Annotated in this window: 23 protein-coding genes; 13 read left to right on the plus strand and 10 right to left on the minus strand. The window is 70.8% G+C overall.

What is annotated here, in order from left to right; genetic code table 11:
* Positions 1 to 175: 175 nt before the first annotated feature.
* Positions 176 to 1,753 carry an FAD-dependent oxidoreductase gene (locus AB0E94_RS39185; protein ID WP_360337015.1) on the minus strand — a complete coding sequence of 526 codons (1,578 nt, stop codon included), beginning with the start codon at positions 1,751 to 1,753 and terminating at the stop codon, positions 176 to 178.
* 176 nt (positions 1,754 to 1,929) lie between these two features.
* On the opposite strand from AB0E94_RS39185, the gene AB0E94_RS39190 reads away from it, so the two are divergent.
* Positions 1,930 to 2,718: an SAM-dependent methyltransferase gene (locus tag AB0E94_RS39190; RefSeq protein WP_360337017.1), complete on the plus strand. Its 789-nt coding sequence runs from the start codon at positions 1,930 to 1,932 to the stop codon at positions 2,716 to 2,718.
* Between the two features lie 10 nt (positions 2,719 to 2,728).
* On the opposite strand, the gene AB0E94_RS39195 is transcribed toward AB0E94_RS39190, so the two are convergent.
* Positions 2,729 to 3,946, minus strand: coding sequence for an alcohol dehydrogenase catalytic domain-containing protein (locus AB0E94_RS39195; RefSeq protein ID WP_360337019.1), 1,218 nt, complete (start codon positions 3,944 to 3,946; stop codon positions 2,729 to 2,731).
* A gap of 343 nt (positions 3,947 to 4,289) precedes the next feature.
* Between AB0E94_RS39195 and AB0E94_RS39200 the strand changes: the two genes are divergently transcribed.
* A complete protein-coding gene (locus AB0E94_RS39200; protein ID WP_360337021.1) occupies positions 4,290 to 4,514 on the plus strand; it encodes a hypothetical protein in 225 nt (74 codons plus the stop codon).
* A gap of 4 nt (positions 4,515 to 4,518) precedes the next feature.
* Here AB0E94_RS39200 and AB0E94_RS39205 read toward each other — a convergent pair whose 3' ends face one another.
* Together AB0E94_RS39205 and AB0E94_RS39210 are read right to left on the minus strand one after the other, a co-directional pair.
* Positions 4,519 to 4,869, minus strand: coding sequence for a hypothetical protein (locus AB0E94_RS39205; protein WP_360337023.1), 351 nt, complete (start codon positions 4,867 to 4,869; stop codon positions 4,519 to 4,521).
* Complete coding sequence (locus AB0E94_RS39210; protein ID WP_360337025.1) at positions 4,866 to 6,179, minus strand: hypothetical protein; 1,314 nt, start codon at positions 6,177 to 6,179, stop codon at positions 4,866 to 4,868. The genes AB0E94_RS39205 and AB0E94_RS39210 overlap by 4 nt, the downstream gene beginning before the upstream one ends.
* A 146-nt stretch (positions 6,180 to 6,325) precedes the next feature.
* Here AB0E94_RS39210 and AB0E94_RS39215 point away from each other — a divergent pair, with 146 nt between their 5' ends.
* The 6 genes from AB0E94_RS39215 (at position 6,326) to AB0E94_RS39240 (ending at position 11,452) form a co-directional block, all read left to right on the plus strand.
* Positions 6,326 to 7,237 (plus strand): NAD-dependent epimerase/dehydratase family protein, encoded by a 912-nt coding sequence (locus AB0E94_RS39215; RefSeq protein ID WP_360337027.1) that lies wholly within the window; start codon positions 6,326 to 6,328, stop codon positions 7,235 to 7,237.
* 144 nt (positions 7,238 to 7,381) lie between these two features.
* Positions 7,382 to 8,527: a glycosyltransferase gene (locus tag AB0E94_RS39220; RefSeq protein WP_360337029.1), complete on the plus strand. Its 1,146-nt coding sequence runs from the start codon at positions 7,382 to 7,384 to the stop codon at positions 8,525 to 8,527.
* Between the two features lie 12 nt (positions 8,528 to 8,539).
* On the plus strand, positions 8,540 to 9,250 hold the full coding sequence (locus tag AB0E94_RS39225) for a hypothetical protein (protein WP_360337031.1): 711 nt from the start codon (positions 8,540 to 8,542) through the stop codon (positions 9,248 to 9,250).
* Entirely contained in the window at positions 9,247 to 9,585 is a 339-nt protein-coding gene (locus AB0E94_RS39230; protein ID WP_360337033.1) for a hypothetical protein, read from the plus strand. The genes AB0E94_RS39225 and AB0E94_RS39230 overlap by 4 nt, the downstream gene beginning before the upstream one ends.
* Entirely contained in the window at positions 9,585 to 10,670 is a 1,086-nt protein-coding gene (locus tag AB0E94_RS39235) for a glycosyltransferase family 4 protein (protein WP_360337035.1), read from the plus strand. Before AB0E94_RS39230 ends, AB0E94_RS39235 begins: the two co-directional genes overlap by 1 nt.
* Positions 10,667 to 11,452 (plus strand): hypothetical protein, encoded by a 786-nt coding sequence (locus AB0E94_RS39240; protein ID WP_360337037.1) that lies wholly within the window; start codon positions 10,667 to 10,669, stop codon positions 11,450 to 11,452. The genes AB0E94_RS39235 and AB0E94_RS39240 overlap by 4 nt, the downstream gene beginning before the upstream one ends.
* A gap of 4 nt (positions 11,453 to 11,456) precedes the next feature.
* Here AB0E94_RS39240 and AB0E94_RS39245 read toward each other — a convergent pair whose 3' ends face one another.
* Positions 11,457 to 11,852 (minus strand): DoxX family protein, encoded by a 396-nt coding sequence (locus AB0E94_RS39245; protein WP_360337039.1) that lies wholly within the window; start codon positions 11,850 to 11,852, stop codon positions 11,457 to 11,459.
* A 172-nt stretch (positions 11,853 to 12,024) separates the two neighbouring features.
* Here AB0E94_RS39245 and AB0E94_RS39250 point away from each other — a divergent pair, with 172 nt between their 5' ends.
* The gene (locus tag AB0E94_RS39250; RefSeq protein ID WP_360337041.1) at positions 12,025 to 13,500 is read left to right on the plus strand and encodes a M1 family metallopeptidase; all 1,476 of its coding nucleotides are present in this window, start codon (positions 12,025 to 12,027) and stop codon (positions 13,498 to 13,500) included.
* 48 nt (positions 13,501 to 13,548) lie between these two features.
* On the opposite strand, the gene AB0E94_RS39255 is transcribed toward AB0E94_RS39250, so the two are convergent.
* Both AB0E94_RS39255 and AB0E94_RS39260 read right to left on the minus strand, forming a co-directional pair.
* A complete protein-coding gene (locus AB0E94_RS39255; RefSeq protein WP_360337043.1) occupies positions 13,549 to 15,162 on the minus strand; it encodes an FGGY-family carbohydrate kinase in 1,614 nt (537 codons plus the stop codon).
* A gap of 128 nt (positions 15,163 to 15,290) precedes the next feature.
* On the minus strand, positions 15,291 to 16,163 hold the full coding sequence (locus tag AB0E94_RS39260; protein WP_360337045.1) for an aldo/keto reductase: 873 nt from the start codon (positions 16,161 to 16,163) through the stop codon (positions 15,291 to 15,293).
* A gap of 55 nt (positions 16,164 to 16,218) precedes the next feature.
* Here AB0E94_RS39260 and AB0E94_RS39265 point away from each other — a divergent pair, with 55 nt between their 5' ends.
* Complete coding sequence (locus tag AB0E94_RS39265) at positions 16,219 to 17,034, plus strand: SAM-dependent methyltransferase (protein WP_360337047.1); 816 nt, start codon at positions 16,219 to 16,221, stop codon at positions 17,032 to 17,034.
* A gap of 546 nt (positions 17,035 to 17,580) precedes the next feature.
* On the opposite strand, the gene AB0E94_RS39270 is transcribed toward AB0E94_RS39265, so the two are convergent.
* On the minus strand, positions 17,581 to 18,924 hold the full coding sequence (locus AB0E94_RS39270) for an FUSC family protein (RefSeq protein WP_360337049.1): 1,344 nt from the start codon (positions 18,922 to 18,924) through the stop codon (positions 17,581 to 17,583).
* Positions 18,925 to 19,109: 185 nt separating this feature from the next.
* On the opposite strand from AB0E94_RS39270, the gene AB0E94_RS39275 reads away from it, so the two are divergent.
* Positions 19,110 to 19,802, plus strand: a complete 693-nt coding sequence (locus tag AB0E94_RS39275; RefSeq protein WP_360337051.1) for a hypothetical protein — start codon at positions 19,110 to 19,112, stop codon at positions 19,800 to 19,802.
* A gap of 21 nt (positions 19,803 to 19,823) precedes the next feature.
* Positions 19,824 to 20,789, plus strand: a complete 966-nt coding sequence (locus AB0E94_RS39280) for a hypothetical protein (RefSeq protein ID WP_360337053.1) — start codon at positions 19,824 to 19,826, stop codon at positions 20,787 to 20,789.
* On the opposite strand, the gene malQ is transcribed toward AB0E94_RS39280, so the two are convergent.
* Together malQ and AB0E94_RS39290 are read right to left on the minus strand one after the other, a co-directional pair.
* Positions 20,764 to 22,611, minus strand: a complete 1,848-nt coding sequence (gene malQ / locus AB0E94_RS39285; protein ID WP_360337055.1) for a 4-alpha-glucanotransferase — start codon at positions 22,609 to 22,611, stop codon at positions 20,764 to 20,766. The genes AB0E94_RS39280 and malQ overlap by 26 nt on opposite strands.
* A 105-nt stretch (positions 22,612 to 22,716) precedes the next feature.
* A complete protein-coding gene (locus tag AB0E94_RS39290; RefSeq protein ID WP_360337057.1) occupies positions 22,717 to 24,333 on the minus strand; it encodes a diguanylate cyclase in 1,617 nt (538 codons plus the stop codon).
* 208 nt (positions 24,334 to 24,541) lie between these two features.
* Here AB0E94_RS39290 and AB0E94_RS39295 point away from each other — a divergent pair, with 208 nt between their 5' ends.
* A complete protein-coding gene (locus AB0E94_RS39295) occupies positions 24,542 to 25,540 on the plus strand; it encodes a heme-binding protein (RefSeq protein WP_360337059.1) in 999 nt (332 codons plus the stop codon).
* Positions 25,541 to 25,552: the final 12 nt, after the last annotated feature.

Raw genomic sequence — 25,552 nt, forward strand, 5'->3', positions numbered from 1 at the left:
GGCGTCCCTGATCAAGACCGTTCCGTGCGGCGCGATGAAAGTCGGGGACCTGCCGTTTCACCTGCCATCCGTGGCGCAGGAGGAGGAAGCGAGCGGTCCCGGCGGCGGAGATCGTCGAGACGCCGCTGAAAGCGCAGGCCTACAAGGCGGGTGTTCGGCGGTGGCGTGGGTGGGGTCAGGCGTTGAGGACTCGTTTGTGCAGGGCGGTCACCGCCGCACGGGCGGAGAGGAAAGCCCCGTGTTGCCAGGCGACCGCCTGGGACAGCCAGTCGCCGGCGAAATAGACGCGGCCGGCCGGCTTCAGAAGCAGGCGGAAGGCGGTGCTGTCGTCCCAGGGGGCGTAGTTCCAGGCGGCCTCCAGGTGAGGCGTGCGGTCCCAGGCGACCGAGAAGGAGGAGGCCAGTTCGGTGCGGTACTTCGAGCCGTGGATCTTCATGCCCTGGGTGACGGCTCGGGCTGCTCGTTCGGCCGGAGGCAGGGCGCCGTAGGCCTCGGCCGCCTCACCGAAGTTGTAGTAGCCGACCAGCACGCCGCGCTGGGCGTGGAAGTCGTACGACGGGTACCAGATCTGGCCGATGTCGAGGTCGGTCTGGGTGCCGCCGCCGTAGATGCGCAGGTCCTTCTCCCACCAGCGGCTCCGGTACTCCAGGCCGATCTTGCCGGCGGCGAACGGCAGGAAAGCGCCGAGAGCCGCGGTGATGTCCGCACCCAGGTTGTGCGGGATGCGGGCCATCACGTTCGGCGGCAGGGCGGCGATACAGAAGTCCGCGGTGATCGACTGGTCCCGGCCGCCCTGACGGAAGGTGACTGTCACGTCGGAGGCCCGGGTGGTGACGTTCCGGACCTGGGCGCCGAGGCGCACCCGCTGTTGTCCGACCTTCGTGGTGAGGGCGGCGGCGACCCGGTCCATGCCACCCACCGGCTGGAACATCATCATCGCCTGGTCGTAGCCGAACTCGAAGCTGAGATATCGGCCGACCTCGCTGGCGAACACGTCGGACAGCGACGCCGGGCCGGGCAGTGGCGTGCCGTGGTCCTCGCCGGCGCCGGGGTACGACGCGAAGCCACGCCGAGTGGACCCGACGTAATGGTGCTCGCCCCCGATGTCACCGAAGTCCTCCAGGAAGGACAACAATCGGGCTTTGTCCTCGCCGGTCAGCACACTGTCGAGCGCGCCCTGGTCGGTGGCCTTGGCGAGCAGCTCCGACACGTACCCATAGAGGTCGGCCTTTGCAGTCCGGAACCGGACCGGTGCCCCGGCCGCCTCGTTGTAGATCAGCGTGTCGGCGTTGGCGTTGACGAACGGCTCGATCGGCACGCCGAGCTCGCGGCAGTAGTCGAGGGTGACCATCCACTGCGCGATCCGGGCCGGGCCGGCGTTGAGATAGGTGCCGGACGCGAAGTCGGCCCGCTGGGTGTGGCCGTCGAGGTCGGTCTCGGTGCGGCCGCCGCGGATCGTCAGGTTGCGGCCGCCGGTCACGTCGCGGGCTTCCAGGATGGTGCAGTCGTAGCCGGCTTTGCCCAGCTCATAGGCGGCGGTGAGCCCGGCGATGCCACCGCCCAGGATGACGACCCGCCGTGCACCGCGGCCGGTCAGGTGGAAGTCGGCCAGCTGCGGCGCCTGAAAGTCGGGGGTTGGAGCGCGGGTTGGGGCGTGCCCGAGCGCTCCCATCGTGGCGAAGAGGGCGCCGGCGCCGCCGGTGACACCGACCGATGTGAGAAAGCGGCGGCGTGTGAGCTCCCCGTTACTCATGGCCCGAGCCTTTCGCTGCCGAGTAACACAGACGTCTATCAATTGTTGCGGCTTGGTAACCGGTGGACCCGGAAGCGGCGAGCACCGGAACGAGACGGGACGGGGGTGGGCGGGGTAGCGAGAGTGATGCCCGGTATGTCAAGTTAAAGCCCCGCTGAACGTTTCGAGGAGCTTCCATGCCGCCCGGCGATCTCCAGACCGATCGACCACATTCCGCACGGATCTACGACTACCTGCTCGGTGGCAAGGACAACTTCGAGGCCGACCGGCGGGTGGCCGAGGAGATCCTGAAACACACACCGGCGCTGCCGATCTCGATGCGGGCCAACCGCAGGTTCATGGCGAAGGTCGTCGGGTTCCTGGCCGATCGTGGGATCCGGCAGTTCCTGGACGTCGGCACCGGGCTGCCCACCTCGCCCAATCTGCATGAGGTCGTCCAGCGGATCGTTCCGGAAGCGACAGTCGTCTACGTGGACAACGACCCGCTCGTCCTCACGCACGCCCGGGCACTGCTCACCCCGGTCGGCACCGGTGCGGTCTCCTACCTGGACGCTGATCTGCGCCAGCCGGAGACGATCCTCCGGGACGACGCCGTGGCCAAGGGTTTCGACCTGTCCCAGCCGGTCGGGCTCACGATCATCGCGGTGCTTCAGCACGTGATCGATGACGATCAGGCGCTGGACATCATCGGGCAGTTGATGGCGCCGCTTCCGGCCGGGAGTGCGCTGGCGCTGTCCGCGGTCACAGTCGAGAACGATCCGGCGGGTGCGGGCACGGTCCGGACCTACAACCAGAACGGTGTGCCGGTCATCGCCCGGACCCGGGCGGGGGTCGAGGCGCTGTTCGGCGGGTTCGACCTGGTGGAGCCGGGCGTGGTTCCGGTGCACCACTGGAAACCGGTCGACGCCGACAAGGGCGTCGACGACGCGGCCGTCTACATGTACGGGGGAGTGGCCTTCAAATAGGGAGCGAACATCAAATGAGACGCGGGTCGATCATCGTCATGCCCGCGACGCTGGCTCGCTCGAAGACCGGCAGCAGGGCGGCCGCCTCGGTCAGGCCGATGGTCCGTTCGATCAGTCGCTGCGGCTCCAGACGGCCCTCGGCGATGAGCGCCATCATCTCCGGATAGTCGACCGCCGCCATGCCGTGGCTGCCGAGGACGTCGAGTTCCCAGCCGATCACCCGGGCCATCGGCACGCGGGGATGCCCGCCGACCGGCGGCAGCAGCCCGACCTGCACATGCCGGCCCTGCCGGCGCAGGCTGAGGATGGCATCGGCGCAGGTCTGCTCCCCACCGACCGCATCGACCGAGACGTGACTTCCGCCGCCGGTGAGTTCCGCGACAGCATCCGGCACGCTGACAACGGGCTCCGAGAGGCCGACGGCGGGCGGGCCGGAGGGGGACACGGAGAGCAAGGCGCCAGCGGCGGAAAGGGGTACGGCGGGCGAGGCGCCGACGGCGGGCGGGCCGGAAGAGGACGCGGAGGGCGAGGCGCCGGTGGCGGAAAGGGCCGCGGAGGGCGAGGCGCCGGTGGGAACCGGTGAACTGAGCAGCGTGTGCTCCGCCCCGAGGGCCGCTGCGACCGCGAGCGCCGCCGGGTTGCGGTCCACGGCGATCACCCGGCCACCCAGGGCGCGGGCGATCATCACCGCGCTCAACCCCACCCCGCCGGCGCCGATGACGGTCACCCATTCGCCTTCGGTGACCTTCGCGCGGCCGGCCAGCGCCCGGAAAGCCGTGGCGAACCGGCACCCCAGCCCCGCCGCCGCCTCGAACCCCACCTGATCCGGAACGGCCACGAGGTTGACGTCGGCCGCGTGCAGAAGGACGTACTCCGCGAACGACCCCCAATGCGTGAACCCGGGTTGCTGCTGGTCAGGACACACCTGCGCCTGTCCGCTACGGCACCACGAGCAGCGCCCGCACCCGCACACGAACGGCACCGTGACCCGGTCCCCGACCGCCCACCGGGAGACGCCCGCACCGGCCGCCGACACCACCCCGGCCAGCTCATGCCCGGGCACGTGCGGCAACGTGATCTCGTCATGGCCGGCCCACGCGTGCCAGTCGCTGCGGCACAGCCCGGTCGCCATCACCCGGACCACCACCCCACCCGGCGGCGGCGCCGGATCCGGCACCTCCCGAACCTCGGGCTGACCCTCGATCTCATCGAACACCACGGCACGCATCGACACATCTTCCCAGCCGCCACAGCCGCCGCATGCCGATTCCCTGCCGGGACCTGACCGAAGACGATCACCAGCCGATCGCCGACGGCGACCCCGCGCATCCACACGATGGGGTGCCGAGGACGGCTGGATTCGACGGCCAGTGCGGCCGCGACCGGCAGTTCCTCCGGCCATCACCGCGGCATCCGGTCATCCTGCCCACCAGCAAAGGCATTTTCAGCTGTACGGCTACCCGATCGCATTCCACGCGCGGCGAGGTGGACGGCCGACGAGAGCACGCAGAAGTTCGGCTGAGGTGCTAATTCGCTGGTGCCGGGCGACCTGAGTGGGCGAGGATCCGCCGGTGACGAACGCTCCCGAGGGATTCACCTACCGGATACGCAAGAACGGCGACGTGGAGATGCTGCATCACGGCCGCCCAGCCGGAGTGCTGCGCGGCGCGAAAGCGGCACGTTTCCTGGCCGACGTCGACAACGAGGACCCGCAGGAGCTTATGGCCCGCCTGACCGGCAACTACCGGCACGGCAACGAGCGCGCCGCCAAGAACCACCCACGCAACCGCCGCTGAACGATCAACCCCCGGCGCCCGGCGACTCTGGCGGGGCGGGCGCCGCCGACCGCTCCGGCGGGCTCGGGTAGTAGTTGTTGGTCATCGTGGCCGTCGTACCGTCGCCGATCTGAAGGTTTCCGCTGCTGTGGACGTCGTTGACGGTGATCCGGCTGCCGCTGGCGGGCGGGGTCTCGTCCGCGGCCCGGCGGCGCAGCGCCATCACCGCGGTCGCCCCGAGCGTGACCAGGGCGAGCAGGAAGCTGCCGATGCTCGCGAACTGATCGGCGTCGCCGAGCGAATCCCGGGTACCGAAGAAGACCCCGGCCAGCACGAACGCCACCGCGAACCCACCCGCGGTCAGCCACATTCTCAAGCCCACCACCCCCTGTCGATCTCATTCTCCAAGCCCACGTCGGGTGGGCGCGGGAACGGTTGTGGAGGCGCGGCCATATCGTCGGGGGCCAGGCTGCGTGGGTGCGGCCGTGGCTGTGGAGGCGCGGTTGCATCGACGGGGGTCACGATGGGTGGGCGGCGGCGCGGGCGCGGCCGGGGTTGAGCCGGTGGAACGGGTTCGGGGGAGGCGGCCTCCAGGTCCTCGCGATGCCGGCTGAGCCGGTCGGTGAGCGAGTCGGCGAGGTTCAGCCGCGCCGTGGTCAGGTCGAGTTCGGCGTGCAGCTGGTTGCCGGTGCCGATCATGATGCTGGTCATGCCGTCGACCTCGGACATCCCGAAGAGCCCGAGCAGGGTCGCCGGTTGATGGGGCAGCCCGTCGGCGTACCCGAGAATGTTGTCGTCCTCAGCGTTCGAAGCGGCCCCGACCAGGTCGCAGAGGAACCCGGCGAGCGCGCCCGGATCCGGGTCCGTCCCCGCGATGACCTCGACGTACCGGGCGGCCAGCTCCGCGCTGTCGGCGAGCAGCGCCCCGGCCGGGATCACCGTGCGCTCGACGACGTAGTGCGAGTCGAGCCGGGTCATCGCATCGTCGCCGAGCTGCACCGACTCGCAGTCGTAGATCTCCGCGGTGCAGTCCGCCCGAAGCCGTTGCGAAGCCTGCACCGGCCCCTTCTCCTCCGGCCGCTCGGCCAGCCGTGCCAGTGCGGCCCGCAGCGCACGAACCACCCGCCTGTTGTCCTTCCCGGGTTCGGCCTTCTCGAGAATCCTGGCGACCTGCCGGGACCGCAGCGCGTCGTCGTCGGCGATCACCGCCTGCCGGATGTGTACGTGGTCGACCTGGGTGAGTTCGCAGTTGTTCCCGACGACCACCGCCGTCGAGTTGCGCGCGTGCACGGTGTGCGCGGGGAACATCAGCCCGAGCCCCGAGGTGTTGATCCCGCCGTGTGCGTGGGTGGCGACCTGGAGTCTCCCGACCCCGTGGTAGTCGGGCCGCACCTCGTCGGCGCGTGCCGCTCCGGGCCATCGCCGCTGGTAGACGCGGTCCGGACGGCTCTCCACCTCCAGCCCGTGCGCGTCGACGACCCGGTCCAGCGGGAAGCGGGGCGAAGGCGACGACGAGGAGGCCGTCGACGGCGACGGGTCTCGGGGCCGCAGCAGCCACGCGGCCAGGGAGCTGCCGAGCCCGGTCGCCCGGGGCGCCGGCTGGTTCCGCAGCAGGTAACCGCCGAGCGAGTCGGCCGGCACCTGTTCGTTGAGGCTGGTCAGGGGTGGTGACGGAGGGCTCGACACCGGTCGTGACTCGCGTTGCCGTCGATGCTCTCGGTACACCGGACACCCCCAGACTCCGTGTGCTGCATCGAGACTGGCATTCCGGGACCGGCGCGGACAGGGGATGACCGGACCGTGCCAGTTCGGGCAGCCATTACAGTGCGTCTGTGCGGGTTGTGGTCACGGGGGCGGCGGGCTTCATCGGCAGTCACCTCGCCCAGGCGCTGGCCGCCGCCGGGCACGAGGTGCTGGCGGTCGACGCCCGGTCGCGGGGCGCCTCGCCGGCCAACCTCGCCGAGCTCGCCCGGACCGGCATCACCGTGACCGATTGTGATCTGGTCACAGGTGATCTGGCGCCGCTGGCCGACGCGGACGCCGTCCTGCATCTGGCCGGTCGCCCCGGGGTGCGCACCTCGTTCGGGTCCGGGGCGGCCGACACCGAGCGTGACAACGTCACCGCCACGGCACGTCTGCTCGACGCGTGCGCGGCCACCCGGCCCCGCTTCGTGCTGGCGTCCAGTTCCTCGGTCTACGGCGACGCCGACCGGCCCTGCACCGAGGACGACCCGATCGACCCGCGTAGCCCGTACGCGCGATCGAAATCGGACGCCGAGAATCTTGCGCGGCGAGTTGCCGGAGACGTCGTCATCCTGCGGTATTTCTCGGTCTACGGCCCGCGGCAGCGGCCGGACATGGCGTTTCACAGGTTCATCGAGGCCGGGCTGGCCGGCTCGCCGGCGCCGCTCTACGGCGACGGCGGCCAGAGCCGGTCCTTCACGTTCGTCGGCGACGTCGTCTACGCGACCATCCGCGCGGCGACCACGCCGCTGCCGAACGGCACGATCCTCAACGTCGGCCATCCGGTCACCGTCCGCCTGCGAGACGCCCTCGATCGCATCGGTACGCTGCTCGGCGCCCCGCCGCCGCTGGTGCCGAAGGATCCCGCCCCGGGCGACGTGACCCGCACCTGGGCCGGCACCGTCCGAGCCACCGACCTGCTCGGCTGGACCGCGACGACGGACCTGGACGAGGGCCTGACCGAACAGATCGCCTGGCACCGCCGAAAGCGCAGCCGGTGACGGCGTCTGAGCCGGGCGACCGAAAGCGCAGCTGGTGAAAGCGCCCGAGCCGGACGGCGCGGAAAGCCCCGAAAGCGGAAAGGCCCGAAGAGCGGAAGGCCCGAATAGCGGAAGGCCCGAAAAGCCGGAAAAGGGGGAAAGGTCATGAGCGACGGGCATCGCGCGGCGTATCTGGCGTTCGACAGGTTCCCGTCGGCCAAGGGCTCGGCAGTGCACATCAGGCACATGGCGGCCGAGCTGTTCGAACGCCACGGCGGCGGCCTGCTGTGTGTGCTGGGCGGTGGTGACCTGCCCGCCTACCAGCGGGAGAACGGCGTGGAGATCGTCCGGTTCACCGAGGCCGTGCCGAACCTGCTGGACCGGGCGCAGGCGTTCTCCACCTGGGCCGCCGACCGGCTCGCCGCGCACCTGGACACCCTGGAGATCTGTCACGTCCGTGACCCGTGGGGCGCGCTGCCGGCCCTGACCACGAACGCGAAACTGGTGTACGAGGCGAACGGGCTGCCGTCGATCGAGCTGCCCTACGCGTGGCCGATGGCCGCCCCGTCGACGCTGGCGAAGATTCGTGGGCTCGAGGAGCACTGTCTGCGTCATGCCGAGGCGGTGGTCGTTCCGTCGTACCAGATCAGGAATGCCGTGACCGAACGCGGTGTGCCGCCGGACCGGGTGCATCTGATCCCGAACGGCGCCGATCCGGTGGCGGCCGACGTGCCGCGCCCACCCGATGCGCCGGGCCGGTATGTGGTCTATGTCGGCGCGCTGCAACCGTGGCAGGGCGTCGACGTGCTGCTGCGGGCGTTCGCCCGGCTGGCCGACCTGACCGATCTGTCGCTCGTGGTGTGCTCGTCGGTGGCGGCGTCCCGGGCCCGGCCGCTGGTCCGCCTGGCCGAGAATCTCAAGATCCCGGTGACCTGGCGTTTCCAGCTCCCGCACGACGAGGTGGCCGGCTGGCTGGCGCACGCCGAGCTGTCGGTGGCGCCGCTGACCGCCACCCCGCGCAACCTGGAGCAGGGTTGCAGCCCGATCAAGGTGTGGGAGTCGATGGCGGCCGGCACCGCGGTCGTCGCCTCCGACCTGCCGGTGATCCGCGAGGTTCTGGGTGATCTGGGCCGTTTCGTGCCGCCGGATCGTCCGGCCGAGCTGTCGCGCGCCATCCGGGTGCTCCTGGAATATCCGGAAATCTGCCGTGACCTCGGCGAACGCTCCCGGCAGAAGATCATCGACGGGTACACCTGGAAACACGCGCGATCCCGCCTGTCCGGTGTCTATGACCTGGTAGCAGGGCACTGATAGGTTCCGGTCATGTTCTTCTGGCGCAAGCAGAAGGCCGCGATCGCCGGATTCCATCCGCTGCACCAGGCGCTCATCCACGAGCGCGGGTTCACCGCGACGCAGCCCGCCGACGGTTGGGCGGCGCTGACCGCCAGCCTGCACCGGCACGCCGGTCTGGTCAGCCGCTCGAAATGGGCGCTGCCGCCGCGGATGCTCGACGTGATCGTGCCGCTGATCGCCGAGATCAGCACCGACCTGGGCCGCAAGGGCACCCTCACGGTCACCGCCGACCTGCGCGGCCACGAGGCGCCGGGCAAAAGCCATCCGCCACGTGAGCTGCCGGTTCGCCCGCCGGTCAAGTCGGCCACCGACACCTGGAGCATCGATCCGTGGCTGCGGCTGCGCGCCGACCTGCGGGACGGCAGCGTCCTGGAGGTGCTGGTCGTCGACCGCGTCCGGACCCGCAAGGTCACCAAACGCAACCCGCGCGGCAAGACCAAGATCAAACGCAAGACCAAACAGGTGCAGATCATTAAAGTACGGCGGAAGCTGCCCCCGGGCACACCAGGACAACGCCCCGGCTCCCCGCCGCCACGCTGGATCCAGACGGTGGTCCGCGACGGCCCGCGCCGCAGCGTGACCGCCGCCGCCAAGGTGACCCGCAAACCGCAGAGCCCCCACGAGCAGGTCGACTGGATCCTGACCGTGGCCACCGAACCGTTCCGCTGGAGTGCAGCATGACACCGTGCGCGGTCACCACCGGCTTCTTCACCCTCGGCAAGTGCGGGCGGATGGCCGTCGCCGGCTGCCCCGCGTGCGGGCGGGCGATCTGCGCCGACCACATCGCCGAGGGCGGCCAGTGCCCGGAGTGTGCGGCGGCCCGCAACCAGCTCAGCCACCCGGCCGCGGTCGCCGCCCGGCGTCGCCGGTCCTACCGCCAGCGGTCGTCCGAGCAGTACTCCGACGCCGTCTGGTACACCAGCTTCGACACCTACGACCGGGCCGCGTTCGACCCGAACGCGGGCGCCTCCCAGGACTACCTCGACGACGGTGACGACGCCCTGGTGGACAGCTGATGCGCCTGCTCTGGGTGACCGAGAACCATCCACCCAGCCCCGGCGGCATGGCCAACTCCTGCGATCGGATCGTCCGCGGCCTGCGTGCCGCCGGCGTCCCCGTCGACGTCGTGCACCTGAGCCGGCGCACCTCCCATCACCGGGAGGCCGGGCTGCGGACGGTGCCGCTCACCGACGACCCGGAACACGCGCTGCGCCACCTCTGGACCGTCCTCGAACCGGAGATCGGCGACTACACGCACGTCGTCGCGTTCGGTGGCACCTACCCGATGCTGGCCGCCCCGGTCTACGCCCGGTGGGGTGGCCTGCCCCTGGTCACGCTGCTGCGCGGCAACGACTTCGACACCGGTGTGTTCTCGCTGCGCCGGCAGCCGGTCGTCCTGGAGGCGCTGCGCTCGTCGGCGCACGTGTGTGTCGTCGCCGCGTCCACGGCGCCTCAGGTCACCGCCCTCGCCCCGGAGGTCCCGGTCACCTGGGTCGCCAACGGCATCGACACCGCCGAGTGGCGGATCCTGCCGTCCGAACAGCGCGCCGCCGATACCTGGCGGGCCGCTCACGTGGCCGCCCACCACCGCACGATCGGGGTGATCGGGCAGCTCAAGAACAAGAAGGGCGTACGGCTGCTGCTCGATGCTCTGCCCGACGACCGTTTCCACCTGATCCTGGCCGGTGACCTGGAGCCCGGCATCGGTGAATGGCTGGCCGCGCATCCCGCGGTCGCGCACACCGTCCTGCCGTTCCAGGACCGCTACCAGCTGCTCTCCGTCTACGCGTCATGCGACCTGGTGGCCCTGCCGTCGTTCTACGACGGCCTGCCGAACGTCGCCCTGGAAGCCGCCGCCCTCGGCATCCCGCTGCTCACCTCGGACGCCGGCGGCCTCGCCGACCTGGTCGACGACGAGATCGGTTTCCGGTTCCCGGCCGGCGACCCGCATGCCTGCCGGGCCGCCGTCCACCGGGCCGCGACCGCCACCGACGCCGCCCTGGCCGCCCTGGGCGCGGCGGGCGCACGGCGGGTCCGGGACCGGTTCGGCGTCACCGGCGAAACCGACGGCTACCTGAAGGTCCTGGAATCCGTGAAGTGATCGCCTGCTATGTGCAGGGCGGCGGGCTCGGGCATCTCACCCGCATCCGCGCCTACCTGCACACCTGCCATCCCGGCGAGACGGCGACGATCCTGACCGCGTCGGCGTTCACCGCCGACTCGCGGGTCCGCGGCCCGCACCGGCTGCTGCCGGCCGCCGCTCTGCCGTCGCTGCGCCCGTCGACCCTGGTGGTCGACGCCTTCCCGGCCGGGCTAGACGGCGAGCTCTCGGCGGCGTCGGTCCCGTCCGGCGCCCGGACCGTCCACCTGGCCCGCCTGTTGCGCTGGGACGCCTACCAGCGGATCCTGCCCGCCGAACCGATCGTCTTCGACGAGACCTGGCTGCTGGAGGACCTGACCCCGGCCCACCGCGCGCACCTCACCGGCCGGTGCGCGCCGCTCACCCTGACCGACCCACCGTGCCCGCCTTCGCGCGACGCCCTTGAGGGCGCCTGGTTGATCGTGCACTCCGGGCCGCTGCCGGAGATTCAAGAGCTCATCGGGTACGCACGAGACTGCGCTGCCGCCGAAGACGCCCACCCCCGGCTGGTCCTGGTGTCCCCGTCCCGCCCGGCCGGACTGCCGGTGGACGTCGAGCACGTCTCGCTGTACCCGGCGTGGCCGCTGTTCCCGGCCGCGGACCGGGTGATCACCGCGGCCGGATTCAACGCCGTCCGGCAGCTGGCCCCCTGGCGGGCGAAGCACCTGATGCTCCCGTTCCCACGCCGTTTCGACGACCAGTTCACCCGAGCCGCCACCGCCCGAGCCGCAACTCCTGGCTGACCGGTCAGCGGCCGGACGGGCGGGGGATCGAGGCTCGGCGCCCCCAGGCGATGAAGCAGCACATCGCGAAGATGATCACGGGGGTCAGCGCCTGAGCGCCGTTGTGCAGGATGAACAGCTGGGTGATGGTGGCGCCGACCATCAGCAACGCCAGCCCGATCGCGGCGAGCCCGGCGAGCCGGGGGATGAGCAGCCCGACGCCGCCGGCGAGTTCGACGACGCCGATGAAGTAGCGGAACCAGGTCGCGGCACCCATGTCCTCGAACGTCTGCACGGCGTAGGCCTCGCCGACGAGCTTGGGCGCCGCAGACGCGACGATGAGGAACACTCCGAGCAGCCCCTGGAACGCCCAGAGGGTCCGGTGGAAACGCACGGCGGGAGCGCCTTCTACAACGGTCATGATCAGATCCTTCGTTTCAGTCGGTACCGGTGCAGACCGGCGAGCCCACCCGAACTGATCGGTCGCGCGCGAGATTTTCCGAAGCTGTCCGCCGTACCACCCGTTCATAGATTCTTTTAAATGCATTGGTACGTTTCCCCCGATCGGAAACCTTCCGTGAAGGGAGACACCCTTGCTCCGCAGAACAGTCACCGTGACGGCGGCCGCCCTGGCCGTCGTCCTCGGTGTTCCGTCCGCGTCCCAGGCCGTACCCGCGCCCGGGAGCGCCGGCGCCGGCGACGTCTACTACCCCGAATACGGCAACGGGGGATACGACGTCGCACACTACGACATACGGCTGCGCTACTACCCCGACACCGACCGGCTGACCGGCACCACCACCATCCTGGCGTCGGCCACCCAGGACCTGTCCCGGTTCAACCTCGACTTCGCCCTGGCCACCAAGTCGGTGCGGGTCAACAACCGGGCCGCTGCCTTCGCGAAGCAGAGCGATCACGAACTGGTCGTCACCCCGGCCCGCACGATCGCCAAGGGCGCCCCGCTGACGATCGTCGTCGAGTACGACGACATCCCGTCGAACGTCGTCGCCGCCGGCTTCACCTCGTGGAACCGGACCCCGGACGGCGCCCTGGCCGTCAACGAGCCGGAGATCGCCTGGTGGTGGTACCCGAGCAACGACCACCCGACCGACAAGGCCAGCTTCGACGTGTCGGTGCTCGTGCCGGACGGCGTGGAGGCGATCTCCAACGGCACCCCGACCAGGTGGGCGGCGCCCGCCTTCGACGGCTGGAGCCGCTGGTCGTGGCGGCAGGACAAACCGCAGGCCACCTACCTGACGTTCCTGGCGATCGGTGACTTCGACACCTACCAGGACACGTCCGCCGACGGCAGCCCGATCGTCACGGCGTACAACACGCGGCTGGACGCGGCCACCGCCGCCGCGGCGAAGACCAGCGTCGAGCGCTCCGACGAGATCACCGACTGGCTGGCCGGGCTCTTCGGGCCCTATCCGTTCGGCGCGCGCGGCGGCGTGGTCACCGGCGCCGGAGATCAGGGCTTCGCCCTGGAGACCCAGACCCGGCCGGTGTACGACGGGCGCAGCTTCATCCGCGGCTCGAACAACTCGCTGGTCGTGCACGAACTGGCGCATCAGTGGTTCGGCGACTCGGTCTCCGTCGGCCAGTGGAAGGACATCTGGCTCAACGAGGGCTTCGCGACGTACGCCCAATGGCTCTGGTCCGAGGATCAGGGTGAGGGGACCGCCGAGGAGATCGCCGACTACGTCTACGGGACGGTGTATCCGGCTGACAGTGCGTTCTGGCAGGTGCTGCCGGGCGACCCGGGCGCGGGTGACCTGTTCGACGGCGCCGTCTACGACCGTGGTGCGCTGACCCTGCACCACCTGCGCAGACTCGTCGGCGACGAGGACTTCTCCGCGATCCTGCGGGCCTGGACCGACGCCAAGGAGTTCAGTGCCGGCACCACGCCCGAGTTCCAGGCGCTGGCCGAGCGGATCTCCGGTGTCGACCTGGACGCGTTCCTCCAGACGTGGCTGTACACGCCGGGCCGTCCCGACCTCGGGGTGAGCGCTCTGGCCGTGCCCGCGCAGCCGAAGTCCTGGCCGCAGATCGCGGCCGCCCGTCACTGACCGGCTGAGACGGACGGTGGCCCTCCGTGGAGAGGGCCACCACCCGGGTCAGCTGTGCTCGACCGCGGCCTGCTCGACCGGGAGCGCCGCCACGTACCGCTGCATGAACGCGTTGAAACCGGCGACGTCCTCCGCCTCCGGCGCTGCCGTGTCCAGCTGCGCGCCGGCGAAGACCGACGTGTTCAGGAAGTCGGCCAGGCTCTGCCCCGGCTGCCGCGCGGTCACGAAGCCGGCCAGCACCGCGATGCCCCACGCGCCACCCTCGGCGGCCAGGTTGCCGACCGACACCGGCGTGTTGATCGCGGCCGCCAGCAGTTTCTGCGCCACACCCTCGGTCTTGAACAGGCCGCCGTGCGCGAACATGCTGTCCAGCTGCACCGACTCGGCCTTCTGCAGCACGTCCATGCCGATCCGCAGAGTGGCCAGCGCCGAGAAGAGCTGGGTCCGCATGAAACTGCCGAGGGTGAGCGAGCTGCCCGGCTCCCGCAGGAAGAGCGGCCGTCCCTCGTGCAGCTTGGTGATCGGCTCCCCGGACAGGTAGTTGAACGCCATCAGCCCGCCGCCGTCGGGTGCGCCGGTCAGCGCCGACTTGAACAGCGTCTCGAAGACCTGCCCACTGGAAGCGGGAGCACCGAGCGCCGCCGCGAACTCGGCGAACAGGCCGGCCCACGAGTTCAGCTCGCTGGCGCCGTTGTTGCAGTGCACCATCGCCACCAGGTCACCGGCGGGCGTGGTGACCAGGTCGATCTCCGGGTGCATCCGGCTCAGCGGACCGTCCAGCACGATCATCGCGAAGATGCTGGTCCCGGCGCTGATGTTGCCGGTGCGGCGGGCGATCGAGTTGGTCGCCACCATGCCGGTGCCGGCGTCGCCCTCCGGCGGGCACAGCGTGGCGCCCGGCTGGAGCGTGCCGCTCGGGTCGAGCAGCCGCGCGCCGGCCTCGGTCAGCGTGCCGGCCGCCTCGCCCGCGGGCAGCACCTCCGGCAGCAGGTCGGCCAGCTTCAGCGGCACCCGCCCGGCGGCCAGCTCGTCGAACTGGGCCAGCATCCGCGCGTCGTAGCCGCCGGTGGTCACGTCGATCGGGAACACGCCGCTCGCGTCGCCGACCCCCAGCACCTGCCGGCCGCTGAGCTTCCAGTGCACGTAGCCGGCCAGCGTCGTCAGGTGGGCGAGCCGGCCCAGGTGCTCCTCACCGTTCAGGACGGCCTGGAACAGGTGCGCGATGCTCCAGCGGTGCGGGATGTTGTACCCGAACAGCTCGCTGAGCTGCTCGGACGCGTCGCCGGTGTTGGTGTTGCGCCAGGTGCGGAACGGCGTGAGCAGCTCACCCTCGGCGTCGAACGCGAGGTAGCCGTGCATCATCGCCGAGACGCCGAGCGCGCCGACCGAACGCAGCTCGGTGCCGTACCGGTTCCGGACGTCGGCGGCCAGCGCGGCGAAACAGCCCTGGAGACCCGCCCACACCGCTTCGAGGGAATACGTCCAGGTCCGGTCGACGAACTGGTTCTCCCAGTCGTGACTGCCGACCGCGATCGCCTCATGATCCGGTCCGGTCAGCACGGCCTTGATCCGCGTCGACCCCAACTCGATCCCGAGAGCGGTCTGGCCCTCGTCGATCGCTTCGCGCAAGCCGGCCGGCGGCCGTGCATCCGTATCAGTCATGGAGATGTCATACCGCACGCCAACAGGTGGAACGTGACCGGCCCGGCACATACCTGAAATCCGTTTGGACTTTTTTGCAGCGCTGCAAGGTCAAACCCGTCTTCTGGTACGGCCACCCGCCCCCACCATCACGTCCACGGCAGGCGCGACCGGGCCGCCCAGTAGTCCCCGGCCGGCTCCGGCGCCGGCGGGCTGTCCCGCTCGGTGGCGGCCGCCCGCAGGTTCGACGCCAGCTGCTCGCCGGTCACCGCCCCGGACAGCACGATCGTCGCCCACGGCTGCCGCAGCGCGGTGGCCAGCGCTGCCTCGTCCCGGTCGGCGAGACGGCCGTTGGCCAGCGCCTCCTTGACGATCACCGCCCGGCCCGACGCGTGCGCCTCGGCCAGGGCCAGGCCGGCGCTCGTTTCCAGGAGATTCCAGGTGGCCTGCACACTGCGGAACAGCGGCACCCCGTCGACCTCGATCGCGCACGCGGCCCGGATCGCGTCGGCCTGCCGCGGCCCACTCGTCGACAACCCGACCACCGCGCCCTGCCCGGCCAGCCGCCGGTGCAGCTCACGATCGGTGAGCACGGGACTGTCCGGGGTGACCGAATGAACCTGGTAGAGCCCGAGCCGGTCACCGAACAGCGCCCTGGTTTCGCCGAGTTGCCGCTCGAACGTCGCGACGGTGTGGTCCTTGACCTCGTGCGTCTCGGCGGTGACCTGCCAATCCGCGGTGTACGTGTAACCCCACTTGCTGCCCACGATCGCGTCGTCGTGCCCCGGCAGCCAGCCGGCCAGGAACTCCTCGGCCCGCCCGTACGACCTGGCCACGTCGAAATAGCGCACGCCTGCGGCGTACGCCTGATCGAGAAGTTGATGTGCTCTCTCCCGCATCGCCTCGACCGTGCGGGACGGCAGATCACGGTCCCGGCCGAGAGTGATGTAACCGGGACGGCCCACCGCGGCCAGACCCAGCCCGATCCGTGCCACACCGCTGATGCCGTCGAACAGTTCCACGATCACGACCATAGTGGATCTAGCGCGAGGTTCACTGTGCGTGTTGAATAGCGGCGTGGATGACAGGACCGCCGCCGCCCGGGGCATCGACCCCACCCAGCCGCACCCGGCCCGGCGTTACAACTACTGGCTCGGCGGCAAGGACAACTTCGCCGCCGACCGGGCCTCCGGCGACGAGCTTCAAAAACATTTTCCTAAGGTACGGGACGGCGCCCTCGCCAATCGTGCCCTGCTTCAGCGGGCCACCCGGTACCTCGCGGAGGAAGCCGGAATCCGGCAGTTCCTCGACATCGGAACCGGGCTGCCGACCGCCGACAACACCCACCAGGTGGCGCAGCGGCACGCACCCGAGAGCCGGATCGTCTACGTCGACAACGATCCGCTGGTCATGGTGCACGCGCGTGCCCTGCTCAACAGCAGCCCGGAAGGGCGGACGGCCTACATCGAAGCCGATCTGAACGAACCGGCGGCGATCCTCGCCAATCCGGTCCTGCACGAGACCCTCGACCTGAAGCAGCCGGTCGGGCTGATGCTGATCGCGGTCCTGCACTTCATCCACGGCCACGGGGCCGCCCAGCCCATCGTCCGGCAGCTGCTGGACGCCCTGCCGTCCGGCAGCTTCCTCGTCGCCACGCACGCCACCTCCGACTTCGGCACGCCCGAGCAGCAGGCCCTCTACCAGCAGCTGGTCGAGACCGGGCGGTCCGACGTGTGGACGCGGCCGCGGGACGAGTTCGCCGCCCTCTTCGACACCCTGGAACTGGTGGAACCCGGAGTGGTCCCGGCGAGCGAGTGGCGCCCCGAACCCGGCGCGGTGATCCCGGACCGCTCCGACATCAACGTCTGGACAGCCGTAGGCCGCAAACGCTGACCCCGTCCCCCGCGCCCTGCTGCCTGCCGCTCGGCCGCGACGGCCCGCCGTCCGTCGCCCGTCGTCCGTTGCCCGGCGTCCGCCGTTTCGTCGCCCGCCGTCCGCCGTCCGCCGTTTCGTCGCCCGCCGTCCGTCGCCCGTCGCCCGTCGTCCGCCGTTTCGTCGCCCGCCGTCCGTTGCCCGGCGTCCGCCGTTTCGTCGCCCGCCGTCCGCCGTCCGTCGCCCGCCGCCTGTCGCCCCTTGCTCGTTGCTCGTTGCCCCTCGTCCGTGGATCTTGCACGAATGTTCACCCTCGCGCCGATCTTGCAGTCCTTTCCGCGTCCCAGCGTGTAGAAAGCTGCAAGGTCTCCCCGGCGCAGTGGATCTTGCACGATAAATCACACCCAGACGTGAAGAATCGTGCAAGATCGCCGCAAGCATGGAGAACCGTGCAAGATCTGCGAGGTCGGGCGCGGGGACGAATCTGAGCGAATACGACATTTTGCGGTCCGGTGTCTCACCGCGCCTGGACAATCGTGCAAGATCGGGCGCAGTGTGCCGGCGGGGTTAGCGGCTCAAGGCCTTCTCCCAGATCAAGCGGACTGCGGGGAGCACCTCGGAGACCGCGGGGATGCTTGGGCCCGGCTCTCGGACGCCTACCGAGAGGGCCGGGGCTGAGCGTTCCAGGGAGCCGGCCATCCGGTCGATGTCGGTGATGATCGAGCCGGTCAGGACCAGGACTCCGGTGTCGTCGACTTCGGTTCGGACCGTGCGGAGGGTTCGGCGGCGTTCCTCGCGGAGGCCGTTCAGGAGTTCGTGCAGGTTGCCGGTGCCGCGGCCGGCGTCGGCGTTACGGTCGGCGACCAGGGTGGCGTGTGCCGTGAACGCGTCGGCGGCGGTGGCCAGGACCTGGCCGATCTGCGCGGGGACGCCCGGGGCGCCGGGGGTGGCGGCCGCGTCGAACATCGAGCGGGCCACCGAGTTGACCTGGTGCACGCCGTGTTCGAGGGCGCGCAGGGTCTGGTCGAGTGGGGTCACCCGGGCCACCGGGGTGGTCAGTGACCAGCGGGCCTGCCGGGTCAGCTCGTCGACGGCGGTGACCGCGTCGGCCAGGTCCTCGTCGAGTTCGCGGGAACGGGCCAGCCATGCGGCGGCCTCGTCGCGGTCGTAGCCCTCGCGGACGCCCTGGCCGAGACGGCCCAGCAGGGCGGCGATCTCGGTGGACAGGTGCGCGAGCCGGCCGCGTGCGCGTTCCAGCGGGGTCATGCCGCTGACCAGCGGTGACACGATCATGCCGACGACGATGCCGAGGACCGTGGCGGCGACCCGCTGCCAGACGAACGCCTCGGTGACCGCGGTGCCGCCGACCAGGATGCCCAGCGACGTCAGCGGAACGGTGGCCGAACTGTCGCCGAGCCGCAGCAGCCGGCCCAGGGCCAGGCCGCAGCCGGCGATCACCGCGATGCCCCACTCGTCGATGCCGAACATGCTCCACACGACGACCGCGACCGCGATCCCGGCGAGGGTGCCGACCAGTCGTTGTGCCCCTTCGCGGACCGAGGCGTGCGAGCTCAGCTGCACCGACAGGGTCGCCGAGATCGCCGCGGTGACCGGGCCGACCAGGTTGAGCGTGTCCGCCGCGGTCCAGGCGATGCCGGCGGCCGCCGCGGTGACCAGCACCGAGCGGACGGTCTCCATCGGCGCGGCCCCGAACCGGTCACGGCATCGTCGCGCCACTCGTCGCACCGGTCCGGGCAGGTGCGGAAGCACCCGCGCGAGCAGCGCACGGCAGGTGAGCTCGACGGCCGGTTTGACCTTGCGCCGCAGCAGCGTCGCGACGACCGCGCAGAGCGTGAGGCCGACAGCGACGATCGTGATCGGTTCGGTGGACTGGAGGAGCGACTGAAACAACGAAACAGCTTTCTTTCCGCGTACGGGTATCCGACTTGAAAACTATCGGCGCGTTCGTCGGCCAATCGCTCAAAAAGGGCAAATGTGATCACCGTCGCCCTCGTCGGAGTGCCCCAGATCGAGCGCGCAGCCGGTCGTCGTGCCGACGGGGTGTGGGGGAGCGGTTTCGCGGGCAGTGATCGAGGATGCAGAGCAGATCGATGTGGTTCGCGGCAAGTGTCGGGCTTCTGGGCGTCTCGTTGACGGCGTGCACCTCGGCCGCCGATCCGGTCGTGACGACGAGTCCGGCCGCGGAGACGAGTGTCCAGGTCGAGCCGGGCGCGAGTGCGGCGGCGACCGGGATCCCGGCAGCGGCGCTGCTGCAGCCGGAGGATGTCGGCGGGGTGTCGGCGGAGCCACTGGAACAGGGGCAGTTCTCGCACGTGCGGCCGCTGCGGCCGTGTGGCGAGGAGCGCTATCCGAGTGACGGTTCCCGGACGGACGCGGTGGCGGTGCGGTACGCGGTTCCGGGTCGGCAGGAGGCCAGCACCCCGAGTGTGGTGGTGGAGTTCGTCGGGCGGCACCGGCCCGGGGGAGCGGCCGAGCAGTTCAAGGACGTCGGCGCCGCGTTGCAGAAGTGCCCCGGTGGGCTCGGCGAGGGGCAGCACAGGTGGGAGGTGATCGAGTCCAGCGGGGATTCGATGCTGGTCCGGATCGGTCAGCGGTTCTCCTATGCCGATGAGGAACCGGCGACCGTCAATCACTACGCGGCGCTGTCCCGGGTCAACGACGCGATCGTGGTGGTCGCCGACCTCGGGTGGGAGAACTCCGACGGCTCGGAGACGCTGGTGCGGGAGCTGATCCGGAAGGCCGAGCAGCGCGCCGCGACCCTGACCTGACCGGTCTGCGATGATCACCGCGTGCAGAACTCGCGACCGGTTCTCCTGACGGCTGCGGCGTCCGGTTCGGTCGCGATCGTGGCGGCGCTGTTCGGGGCGGACCAGTTCGCGGCTCAGGCCGGGGTGCTGGCGCTGGGCGCGCTCGGTGTCCTCGTCGCCGCGAGGCACGAGGCGGTCCGCCGGGTCCGGTGGTCGCTGCTCGCCGGCATCGCGGTTCTCGCGGTCGCCGTCGCTGTCCCGGACATGCTGACCTCGCCCGTCGTCGGCCCGCAGCTGCTCAAACCGGCGGCCGGCGGCGCGGGCTCGTTCGTGCGGGACGCGGTCGCCGACGAATGGCTGACCACCGTCGCGGTCCTGCTGGCCTCCGCCGCGTTCCTGTGGGCGCTGACCGCGGGAACCGCGTCCGAGCCAGCCCCGGCGGAACAGGCGCCGGCGGAGTCCCGGCGGCGTGATCCGGTGGTCGTGGCTGCCGCGGTCGGTTCGCTGCTGATCATCGTCGCGGGCGCCGACCTGGCGTTGGCCGTCGCCGCCCAGAAACGGGACGGGGCGGCGGGCGGCCTGCTCGTGGCCGTCGGATTCCCGCTGGCGGTGGCGGTGCTCGCGATCGGGTCGGCGGTGTTCGGCGCCTATCGTGCGACCGTCGGCGGAGACGGGACAAACCGATCAGAAGGTGTGAAAAGGGCGGATGTGGCGGGCAGTGCGGTCGCCGCCGGTGGGCTGCTGCTCGCGGTGGCCGCACTGGCCGTCGTCTACCTGGGGATACTGTCCGCCCCGCTCCCATACGGCGATGCGGGCGACCTGATCTTCGACGCGGCGGTCATCCGTACCGGATGGGGAGATCTTGATCTGATCGCCGCATTGCGGCTGACCGGAATGCTGGCCGGCGCCGGAGGCATCGTCTACGGCACCGCCCGCGCCTCCGAAGAGGCGCGGGCGGGCGAGGAAAAGGCGGGCGAGGACGTCAGTCCGGACGGGTCGCCAGCGTAGCGAGCACCTCGCGGGCCAGCGGCGTCGCCAGCAGCTCCTCGACGGGTGCCGGAAGGCCGATCCGCCAGTTCGGGTATTCGTCGACGGTTCCCGGCATGTTGGGCCGCTCGCTGACCCCGGCCGCGTCGTCGAGAGTGGCGACCACGACCCGGGACGGGCTGGCCGCGAGCTCCCGGTATTCGGCCAGGATCGCCGCGTGCACCTGCTCCGGCCCGAACGGCCCGGCCGGGTCGAGCCCGGCCTGTTCGCACAGGTCACGGCGGGTCCCGGCGACGAACGACGGATCGTACGCCTTCCCGATCCGTTCCATGTCGGTCTCGTCGGAGCCGGTCAGGATGCCGGCGATGGTGGCCTGGTCGTGGGTGCTCGCGGCGCCCATCGAGTTCGCCGGGTTGAACCGGGACAACCGGCCCATCTCGGTGCGGTAGCCGAGCATCCCGATCGACGCCATCGTCTCCCGGACCTCGGCGGCGACCGTGCCGATGTCCTCGCCGACGATCCACGCGCCGGCCCGGCAGGCCTCGATGCGCAGCACGGCGAGCAGCGCGTCGACCGGATACCTGACGTAGGCGCCCTCGTCGACGCCGCCGTCGACGGGCACCCAGAACAGCTGCCAGAGTTGCATCACGTGGTCGATGCGCAGCGCCCCGGCGTGCCGCAGCCCGGCCCGGACCAGTGCGGTGAACGGCGCGAACCCGGCCGCGGCGAGGCGGGACGGGTCGAACGGCGGCAGCGACCAGCGCTGGCCCTCCCGGTTCCACGGGTCGGCCGGGCAGCCCACCTCGAAGTCGAAGGCGAGCAGGTCCTGGTGCTGCCAGGCGTCGGCTGACCCGAAGTCGAACCCGACCGCCACGTCGACGCAGACGGTGACACCGCTGCGGCAGGCGACCGCGAACTGCCGGTCGGCCACCCACTGGCACCACATGTGGAAGCGGATCCGGTCGGCGTGCGCGGCGGTGAACACGGTGACCGCCTGGCTCTGCGGGTGCCGGTAGCGGTCGGGCCATTTGCGCCAGTCGCCGCCGTACAGTTCGGCCAGCACCGACCAGGTGGCGAAGGCGATCAGGTCGGCGCCGCGCTCGTCGGCCCACGCCTGGAACTCGGCCGGCTCGTCGCGGCGGGTGATCGTCCAGACCCGTTCCAGGGCGGCGGTCTTGATCTTCCAGACGGCGTCGCGGTCGATGTGCCGCTGGGCGTTCAGGGCCCGGCCGGCGAGGGCCAGGTCGGACAGGTCGATGCGTTCCGCGCCCGGCGCGTCACCGGGCGCGATGTGCAGGACGTTGAGCCACTGGCGGCTGGCCGGGCTGTAGGGCGAGTTCATCGCCGGGGCGACCGGGGCCATCGCGTGCACCGGGCTGACCATCAGCACCCCCGCCTTGCGGGCGGCGGCCGACCGGGCGATCAGGGCGAGGTCGCGGAAGTCGCCGATGCCCCACGAGTCGCGGCTGCGCGCGGCGTAGAGCTGCACCGCGAGCCCACCGGTCCGCGGCGGCTGCGGGAGCTGCTCGGGCGCGGCCAGGACCAGGTGGGTGGACCCGTCGTCGGTGGTCAGACGGTGGTAGCCGGGCCGGTCGACGAATCCGTCGGCGCGGATCACGCCGCCGTCCTCGAGTTCGACCTTGCCGTACAGCCGGGGATGCCATCGGCCCGGCGTCGCGATGACGACGTCGGCGCCGGGGGTGTCGCGCCGGAAACGCGCGGCGAGGGTCTCCCCGGTCCGGTCCGCGACTCCGCGGACGATGCCGAAGGCATCGGTCCAGCGCGGGACGACCCCCAGCGCGGCGTAGTCGCTGTCGGTGCAGGCGTGCGGCGTCACGGTCATGAGAAGACGGTCCCGGCCGGGCGGTGCGGGACGTTTCCGGCGGCGTTGCGGCCGCGTTGCGAATCATTCGGTACGGCTACCCGCTCACGGCCGGAGCCGACAGGGTCAGCCCGCGCTGACCCTGTCCCGGCCCGCGTGCTTAGCGGCGTAGAGACTGCGGTCGGCCCGGTCGAGCAGCAGATCCGGGGTGACCGGCCCTTCGGTGTGGGTGGCCACGCCGATGCTCACGGTCACCGGCAGTGTGCCGGCCAGCCCGGTCCAGTCGGTCGTCCGTACCATCGCGGCCAGGGTTTCGCACCGATGCTGGGCCGCGGTCGCGCCGACGCCCGGCAGGAGCAGCAGGAACTCCTCCCCACCGAGCCGGGCGGCGATCTCGGAGCCGGTGACGAACCCGCGGAGCAGCGCCCCCAGCTCCCGCAGCACGGCGTCCCCGGCGGCGTGGGTGAGCTGGTCGTTGATCCGTTTGAAGTGGTCGGCGTCGACGACCGCCACGGACAGTGGCTCGCCGTTGCGGCGGGCGGCGGCGACCGCGGCGGCCAGGCGCTCGTCGGCGTAGCGCCGGTTGTAGAGGCCGGTCAGCGCATCCTGGTAGGCCAGCGCCTCGAACCGCTCGGACGACCGGCGTGCCTCCTCGGCCTCGAAGACCGCCTGCATGGCGTAGGCGCGGGCCTCGCGTTCGGCGGAGTGCAGCGCCTCGGACCGGGCGTGGTAGAGCCGGTACTCCTCGTACGCCTGCTGGAACCGCCCGGCGCCGGCGTGCCACTCGGCCCGGGCCCGGTGCACGCGGGCCGCGATCGCGGCGAGCCCGCGCTGGTCGCAGACCTCGCCGGCCCAGTCGAGGGTCTGCCCGGCGAGGTCGGGGCGCCCGGTGCCCTGGTAGATCTCGACCAGGGTGAGCAGGCACTCGGGCAGGCTGTCGCCCTCGCTGAGCAGCGGGCCCTCCGGGTCGTCGAGGACCGGCTGGAGAGTGGCCTCGGCGTCGTCGTAGCGCTCCTGCATGATCGAGATCCGGGCGAGGGTGTCCAGGTAGAGCCCGTCCAGCCGGATGCCGTGGTCGGTGGCGATGGTGTGCATCTGCCGGGCCAGGTCGTTGGCGGTGTCGAAGTCCTCGTTCTCGTACGCGGTGAACGCCATGTTGTTGATGACGGTGAGCGCCTGATCCGGGTCGTCGTTCTTCTCGGCGATCAGCAGCGCCTCACCGAACCGGCGTTCCGCCTCCTGGTACTGCCCGTTCAGGTCGAGCAGCAGGCCCAGCGTGATCAGCTGGCTGCAGCGGAGCCGCTCGGGCAGGTGCTCGGCGTGCTGGAGCCCGGTGACGGCGTGCGCGAGGGCCTGCGCGCTGTCACCGAGCCGGCGGTAGAAGATCGCCTGCAACCGGTGGCCGCGGGCCAGCAGGACGTCGTCGTCGTGCTGCTCGGCCCAGAGTGTGACCGCCTTGGCGACCCGGCCCTGCTCGGCGATGTCGCCCCGGCGCCCGGCCACGTCGGCGAGGATCAGCTGCGCCCGCTGGACCAGGTCGTCGTACCCGTGGTGGCGGGCCTGCAACTCGACGACCGCGGCCGGGGCCGACACTCCCTCGAAGTTCTTCGGGGTGAGCAGCTCCAGCTCCTGGAGGCGCGTGATCAGCTGGTCACGTACCGAGGGCTGATCCGGCGGGGTGGCGATCACCGCTGATGTTTCGGCCGCCGGCCCCGGCATCTGAGATGTCTCCCGGCCGGTCACGAGGTCCATTATCGAAGGCCCGCCCCGAAACGGTGAGGGCATATCAGCCGATCATTCCTGACCGAGTGGGTTGATCGGCTCTGACCTGGTGATTCTTCCGGCCGCGCCGGTATCTGAGAAACGCGGAACCGGTCCTTTGGAGGGAAGCCGGGATTTGCTCGGCTCTTTTCTCGACCTTGCTGTCGACTGTTCGGAAAGGCTGCCTTCCGTGACCAGTGCCGCAAACATCGAACGTCTCGAACGCGAGGGCCGGCACCTCGAGCCCGCGCGTACCGGCGACCCGGATCTCGGGCCGTTCCGGCTGCTGCCGGGCACCTGGGCGAACAAGCCGGGCCTGCCGGGGCGGGGCTGGAACATGATCGCTCTGCCGTTCACGCCACCCGACGGGGCCGGCGGGCCACCGTTCCGGCTGCTCGTCAACCAGTACAACGAGGAACTGAAGTTCCAGCTCGTCGACAAGGCGGTGCCCAACCGTGGCATCGAGATCGGCGCGATCAAGGGCGACCAGACGCTGGTGGCCATCGACTACGAGCAGGCCATCGCCCAGGCCGTCGCCGACGACTTCCCGCAGAGCGGGCTGGCCGGCCGTCCCGACCTGCCGATCCACCACGAGCCGGGGCTGCTGCTCAACCTGCTCGACGGCGTGGAACAGGGCGGTCCGCGGATCGCCCGGCTCGCCACCATCCCGCACGGGGACGCGGTGCTCGCGCTCGGCGACTTCCAGATCACCCCGGGCGCGCCCGCCATCCCGGCGGTCAACTCCCTGCCGATCGGGGTCAGCCAGGACCTGAACAGCCCGTACCTGGCGGCCTACAAGCACTTCCACGACAACCCGTTCCTGAACCTGTTCGACCCGACCGACCCGACCGCGCTGCTCACGGCGGCCAACCAGGGGGTGAACATCATTCAGACCACGGTTCTGGAGTTCGACTCCACTGTTGAGCGGGCCGGGATCAGCAACATCCCGTTCATCGTGAAGCAGGCCAACGCCTCGGAGATGAAGGCGACGTTCTTCCTCCAGGAGATCGGCGAGCCGGACGGCAGCACCCGGCTGCGTCTCCAGTACGTCCAGGTGGTCCAGCTGGACTTCTTCCCGCGCCGGGACGGCGGGCCCGGCCGGATCAAGTGGCCGCACGTCAGCATCAACACCATGGAGAAGGTGTCGGACGACGTGGACACCGGCTCGTACGCCAAGATGCCCGGCTGAGCCGTCGACCGT

It is taken from the genome of Actinoplanes sp. NPDC026670 (assembly GCF_040638175.1).
In the GTDB taxonomy this organism is placed as follows: domain Bacteria; phylum Actinomycetota; class Actinomycetes; order Mycobacteriales; family Micromonosporaceae; genus Actinoplanes.